The 6,305-nt window shown below is 74.0% G+C and carries 6 protein-coding genes; 1 reads left to right on the top strand and 5 read right to left on the bottom strand.

Translation table 11 applies throughout. The annotated features are described in order from the left end of the window. Positions 1 to 42 precede the first annotated feature (42 nt). Complete coding sequence (locus ACFXAM_RS37155; protein WP_380298165.1) at positions 43 to 453, bottom strand: peptidase inhibitor family I36 protein; 411 nt, start codon at positions 451 to 453, stop codon at positions 43 to 45. 553 nt (positions 454 to 1,006) lie between these two features. Here ACFXAM_RS37155 and ACFXAM_RS37150 point away from each other — a divergent pair. Continuing rightward, a complete protein-coding gene (locus tag ACFXAM_RS37150; RefSeq protein ID WP_380298164.1) occupies positions 1,007 to 2,122 on the top strand; it encodes a hypothetical protein in 1,116 nt (371 codons plus the stop codon). A 70-nt stretch (positions 2,123 to 2,192) separates the two neighbouring features. Here the strand turns inward: ACFXAM_RS37150 and ACFXAM_RS37145 are convergent, their stop codons facing one another. From ACFXAM_RS37145 to ACFXAM_RS37130, 4 genes are all read right to left on the bottom strand, one after another. Next, complete coding sequence (locus ACFXAM_RS37145; protein ID WP_380298163.1) at positions 2,193 to 2,783, bottom strand: hypothetical protein; 591 nt, start codon at positions 2,781 to 2,783, stop codon at positions 2,193 to 2,195. A gap of 365 nt (positions 2,784 to 3,148) precedes the next feature. After that, positions 3,149 to 3,628, bottom strand: a complete 480-nt coding sequence (locus ACFXAM_RS37140; protein WP_380298161.1) for a hypothetical protein — start codon at positions 3,626 to 3,628, stop codon at positions 3,149 to 3,151. 221 nt (positions 3,629 to 3,849) lie between these two features. Then, on the bottom strand, positions 3,850 to 4,671 hold the full coding sequence (locus tag ACFXAM_RS37135; protein WP_380298159.1) for a TIGR04222 domain-containing membrane protein: 822 nt from the start codon (positions 4,669 to 4,671) through the stop codon (positions 3,850 to 3,852). Positions 4,672 to 4,822: 151 nt separating this feature from the next. Further along, positions 4,823 to 6,136, bottom strand: coding sequence for an MFS transporter (locus tag ACFXAM_RS37130; RefSeq protein ID WP_380298158.1), 1,314 nt, complete (start codon positions 6,134 to 6,136; stop codon positions 4,823 to 4,825). Between the last annotated feature and the right edge of the window lie 169 nt (positions 6,137 to 6,305).

The raw sequence follows: 6,305 nt of genomic DNA, 5'->3' as shown, positions 1-6,305 counted from the left end.
GGGGATCCCGGCGCACGGGGGCCGCCCCCGGCCGCCGACCGGCTACTGCGGCCTGAAGGAGCGGATCTGGTAGGTGCCCTGGAGGTTGCCCTGGCCGCCGGCGAGGGTGGATCCGACCCGGTCGTGGTAGTTGGTGCTCGTGTAGTACTGGACGCGGTGCTCGGTGCGGTTGCGCACCGAGCGCACGTTCTGGCCGTCACGGATGAACGGGCACCCGGCGGCGGTGTCCGGGATCGAGGAGGACCCCTCGGCCGGCCACCAGCACCGCCGGCCCCCGCCGTTGTAGTCGCTGAAGATGCAGAAGTTGCCCGTGGGGCAGTCGTCGTACGCCCGCACGCTCTCCCGCGCCCCGCCCCCGGCCGGGCCCCCCGTACCGGCGGCGGCCGCCGGGGCGAACCCGAGGGCGGCGGCGATCGTGCCGGCCGCGAGCGCGAACGCGACGCGTCGGATCATCATGTCGTCTGTCCTTCCGGGACGGTGGGCGGAAACCCCGCACAGGAGATCACCACTGGTAACGCCATGGAAGCCCACGGTGACGACACCGGGCAAGCCGTACGCACCCCCACCACCCGGCGCACAGAAGCCCACCACCCCTCACCCCCCTCCTCCCCGCCCCGGGCGCACACCCCCCGCCCCGGCGTACCCGGCTCACGCACCACAGGGAAAGGGGGCAGCCGGGCGCCGACCCGGGAACAGGAGCGGCGGCCGCGCCAACGAACTCGACGTCGAATTCACCGGCATCGAAGCCATCGACGTCCAGTACCGAGCCCCACCCACCCCGCAAACCGTCGCCGAGGACCAGGGCGCCGGGAACCGCCGCCGGGGCCGACGTCCCCGGTGGGGCGGGAGAGGGCCGAGTGACGGCACGGCCGGCGGATGACCGAAACCCTCCGCTCCGGCAACTCATCTGGCGCGTCTGCGCGTTGACCGCGCCGCTGCGCCGCCTCTTTCATGGTCGATGGCTTCCCCGAACGGGGTGCCGCACCGGAAACTGCGTGGGGGGAACATGCGAGGACGGACGAGACGGCTCACGGCCGGACGCGGGCGGGCCGCCCTGGGCACGGCGGCCGTGGCCTGGGCGGTCGCGGTGGCGCTGCCCGCAACGGCCTGGGCCGCACCCGCCGGGGGCACCGGCGGCGCGGGCCTGCACCAGATCGGGACCGAGAGGGTCAGCGTCGCGGCCGACGGCACCCAGGCCAACGACGACTCCGCCCGGGCGTCGATCACACCGGCCGGCGACCGCATCGTGTTCACCTCCTACGCGAACAACCTCACCCCCGGCAACACGGGCAGGAACGACCGGGTCTTCGTCCGCGACCTGACGACGGGACAGAACCGGCAGTTCGGCGGATCCGCGTCGGGATCGCCCATGCTCAGCAGCGACGGCCAGGTCCTCGCCTATCTGGCACCCAGGTACGCCAACACGGCCCTCTACCAGGAGCACCTGACCCGGGGATGGACCTCCGCCTACACCTGCTCGCTCTTCACCTGCGAGGCGTCCATGGGCGCGAACGAGACCCACCAGGCGTTCACCGTCAGGTTCAGGCCGCCGGAGCCCAACCAGCGCGTCGAGGTCCGCAGCCCCGACACCGGCGCCCTGCAGACCGTCGACATCATCCACAACACCGAGCCGATCCGGCCGTCCATCAGCGCCGACGGGACCCGCCTCGCCTACCAGGACGGCGGCGAACACGACATCTTCCTGTGGGACTGGGCCGGCAACACCGCCGCCGGCCCGATCGAGGGCCCGGGCGTGGCGGCCGAGCTCGTCCAGCTCAGCGACGACGGCACCAAGGTCGTCTACCTCTCGGGCCCCGACACCTACGTCCACGACGTCGCCTCCGGCACCGCCCTGCCGGTCCCCGGCGTCAAGGGCCTCGCCATCGACCCCACCGGCCGCTACCTCCTGCACACCACGTCAGGGACGACCGGGCCGGCGCCGCTCACGCTGCGCGACCTCGAAACGGGCACCGACGAAACCGTCACCGACCGCCCCGCCACCGCCGGGATCGACACGGTCAGCGCCGGCGGGCGCCAGGTGGTCTTCCGGTCCACGGCCGAGGACCTCGTCCCCGGCGACACCAACGGCAAGGCCGACATCTTCCTGCGCACCCTGCGCTGACCCGGTCACCGCCCGGCCCACGCCCCGGACCCGCGCAGAGCACGATCCCCCACAATCCAAGCGACGGACCCTAGGCCAGAGGGCTCCACAGAAGACCCCCCATGCACACCCAGAACGAGTAGATCGGAACATCCGGCCGATCCGATTCGAACCGGAAGGCGAACAGCAGATCCCCCGGCAGACCCGTCACGGCCGGAGTCCCCCTGCTGCTGAACGGAACCTGCACCGGAACGAGACGCATCTGCGGCGAATCGGACGTGGAGAAGACCCCGCCCCTTCCCGAACCCGGCACGGTCGACAGGCCGACCACACCGACGTCACGCACCTCCCCGGCCAGCAGCTGACGTGAACCGCCGGACACACCCACGACGCCGGGACCGCCACCGACGAGATCCGTTGCCGGAGCGGTCCCGGTCTGCGTGAGCCTCCCCCCACCACGGCCCACGACCCCGGCGCCCGGGAACGGCGACCCCACCACCACCGTGCCGGCGCCGCCCGGCCCCACAGGGACGCTCTGCGCCATCTCGTCACCGCCCCGACCGAACACGCCGACATGATCCGCTTCCCGCTGCCCGGGTGCGCCGCTTGCGCCGGCCAGGCCGACCACACCAGGTCCGTTCGGGTGCCGGGTATCGGTGTCCTGGGCGGTTTCGAGTTCCACCGTGTGCACCCCTCCCCGACCGAGGAGCCCGGCTCCGGGGAGACCGAAGACCGTGGATCCGATCTGCTGACCGGCCCCTCCTGACCCCGCCACCCCGGTTCCGGCGGCTGCGCCGCCTTTCCCCTGTCCCCCCAGGCCGCTCACGCCCGGCCCACTCCGGTTCCCGCCGTTTCCCCTGACCCCGGGCGCGCTCATCTCGCCCCCGTTGCCGATCACCCCGGCACCACCCTTCAGACCGGTGCGCGCCGGCACACCGCCGGCATCCCCCTGGCATCGCCCTGGCAGCGATCCGGCCCCCGCCCGCCGCGCGCGCGGCGGGCGGGGCTTCGTGCGGGTGGCCGCGGGCCGGGCGTCGTCTCCCGGGTTCAGTCGCCGTCGGCGTCGGCGCGGTGTTCGGCCAGCAGCGCGTTCAGCCGTTCGACTTCGCGGTCCACCAGGACGTGCTTGTCGTCGACGTAGGGGAGGTGGACCGTGCGGCCGTCGGTGCGCAGCGCGTGGACGAGGAACGCCGGTGCGCCGCGGCCGGTGTGCGCGTTCGGGTTGGGCACCTTGACGAACCGGGTGATGCCGGCCCAGGGCAGCCGGCGGCGGCGCACCACTCCGCGCACGGTGATCCCCTCGGTGGTGAGCAGGGTGCCGGCCCGGGCGACGCCGACGATCACCAGCAGGCAGAAGCCGATCACCAGCAGCGAGCCGATCGCCTTGGTGGAGGGCGCGAACTCCTTGTCGCTCCAGATCGGCAGCAGGGCCCCGAAGGACAGCAGCAGCACGGTGAACGCGAGCCCCCCGACCCGTGTGGTCGCCACCCGGTACTCGTGCGGAACCCTCAGTCGATCGCCACTCATCGCGCCCGCCCCTCGACCGTCGTCACCGGCCCGCCGTCATCGCCGGCGGCCGGCCGGATTCGCATTGTAGGGAAGGGAGTTGCTCACCGACAGGCCCTTGCCGGTTGCGCTGCCGCGGCCCTCCCGGCCGGGAGCCCCGGCGGCCGCTCACCGTCCGGCGGCGGCCCTCGCGCGCGCCGCGGCGTCGGGGCCCGGGCCCGCCTGCGCCCGGTTGCGGCCCGTCACAGGCCGCCCAGGCCCGGCGGGTCCTCGAAGGGCAGCGGCGCCTGCGGGGGCGGGCTGAGGGCCTTGTTCAACGCGCCGAGCCTGCCGTGGAATTCGCCGCGGGTGGCCTTGCCGAGGAATGCGGCGTCCTGGTCGCCGAGCGGGTCGTGGATGCGGGGGCACCACGGCTGGTGGCGTTCCTGGTGGGCGGCGAGGGCCGCGCGGCCCGCCTGCGTGGTCCCGCCGGACCGCAGGAGCCGGTCCCTGGCCGCCCACCAGCCCGCCACGACGAGCAGGAAGGTGGCGACTCCCGGGACCAGGGGGTCGGGAAAGCCCCGGGCGGCGACCATCCAGACGGCCGTGACGCCGAGCGCGAAGGAGGCCATGCGGATCACGGCCAGCTGGTCGTCGGCCCGTTCGAGCGCCCGCAGGCGGGAGGGGTGGGCGGTCAGCCCCTGGTCGCCGAGCCGCCGGCCGACGGCGGTGAGGCCGGGGGAGCGCTGCAGCCGTTCCATCCGCCGCCAGGCCCGGCGCCGCGGCGCCCGCCCGAACACCCGGACGACCTCCGCCTCGACGGCGTCGCGCGCCACGGGGTCCACCACGGTGAGCACCCCGTCCGCCACCGACACCCGGCCGCCGAGCACCATCGAGGCCAGCACCGTCCGCGCCAGCGACCGCCTTCCCCCGTGGAGGTAGGCGACCTCGTACACCGTCAGTTCCTCCTCCTGCGCCCGCGGGACCACCAGTGCGTCGAAGAACGCGCGGCGCGCCCGCCGGAAGCGGAAGGCGCCGAACGCCGTCAGCGTGGCGGCCACGGCCAGCACGACGACCCACCCCACAACCGGGCCCCCCTTTTTCTTTCCGCGCCCGCCGGCGCTTCCCCGGTGCAATGCCCGGGCCGGGCCCCCGTCAAGCCGTGCCCGCCCGCCCCGCGCCCGGTTCCGCCCGGACCCACGTGGTGGGCCCGGGCGGGGCGGACGGGGGCAGGTGTCAGCTCGCGCCGTGGCGCTGGTCCGTGGCGGAGAACCGCAGGCGGGTGGCGGCCGCGGCGCCGAGGGCCAGCAGCACGACGGAGATCCACAGGCCGGCCAGGTGGTTGCCGGTGCTCTCCTCGGCCCAGCCCATGACGTAGGGGCCGACGAAGCCGCCGGTGATGCCGACCGTGTTGAGCAGGGCGAGGCCGCCGGCGAGTGTGCGGCCCTCCAGGCGGGTGCCGGGGAAGTTGAACAGGAGCGGCTGGACGACGAAGAACGCCAGGCCGGTGAAGCAGAAGCCGAGCAGGGCGATCACGGGGCCGGCGACGGTGGCGACGAGGAGTCCAGCGAACATCATCAGCAGGCCGGTCACCACGAAGTTGCGGGAGCGGCGGGGGGTGGTGGCGCGCGGTGGCACCAGGACGGCACCGATCGCGGCCGTCACCCAGGGCAGGCTGGTCAGCAGCCCGATGGTGAACGGGGACAGGTGTCCCCAGCCGCCGATGATGCCGGGCAGGAAGTAGACGACGGAGTAGAGCGCCACCTGGTGCGTCCAGTTGGCGAAGATGGCGATGAGCATCTGCTTGTCGCGCAGCACCGTCAGCAGGGAACCGGAGCTGGTGCCGGCGGCCCTGGCGCCTTCCTCCTGCTCGCGGGTCGTCGCCTCGGTGACCAGTGCCGCTTCCTTGGCGGTCAGCCACGGGGCCGTGGCCGGGCCGTCCGGGAGGTACTTGAGGACGACGAAGGCCAGCAGGACGCAGGGAAGGCCCTCGACGACGAACATCCACTGCCAGCCGTGCCAGCCGCCGATCCCGTCCATCTCCAGCAGCAGGCCGCCCAGCGGGTTGCCGAGCACGCTGGCGATCGAAGCCCCGAGCAGCAGCAGGCCGATCGCCCGGGCCCGGGTGCCGGAGCGGAACCAGTACGTGAAGTAGAGGAGGATGCCCGGCAGCAGGCCCGCCTCGGCGGCGCCCAGCAGCAGCCGCATCGCGTAGAAGGACTTCTCCCCCTGGACGAACGCCATGCAGGCGGAGATGACGCCCCAGGTGAGCATGATCCGGGTGATCCACCAGCGGGCGCCGACCCGGTGCATGATCAGGTTGCTGGGGATCTCGGAGGCCGCGTAGGTGAGGAAGAACAGTCCCGCGCCGAGCCCGTAGGCGGCGGCGGATATGCCGAGGTCGGCCTCCAGCCGTTCCTTGGCCAGGCCGATGTTGGTCCGGTCGAGGAAGGACATGATGTAGGCCGCCAGCAGCAGCGGCATCAGCCGGCGCAGGTTGCGTCTGTCCAGGTCGCCGAGGGTGTCGCGGGGCGCGGGGGTGGGGGGCATCGGTGTCCTTAGGGGGAGGGTCCAGGCGGTCCGCGGGGCGCGGGACCGCGGCCGGGGCCGGGGGGCGGCGGCCGGCCCGGGGGTGGAGGGGGGCGGGGGGCCACCCCCCGCGGGTGGGGGTGGGGCGCCTCACCGACACCGCCCGCCTGCAGGGGTGCGCGACCGGCGG

The sequence above is a fragment of the Kitasatospora sp. NPDC059462 genome (assembly GCF_042749955.1).
Classification (GTDB): Bacteria; Actinomycetota; Actinomycetes; order Streptomycetales; family Streptomycetaceae; genus Kitasatospora.
This window is presented reverse-complemented; position numbering and strand designations above follow the sequence as displayed.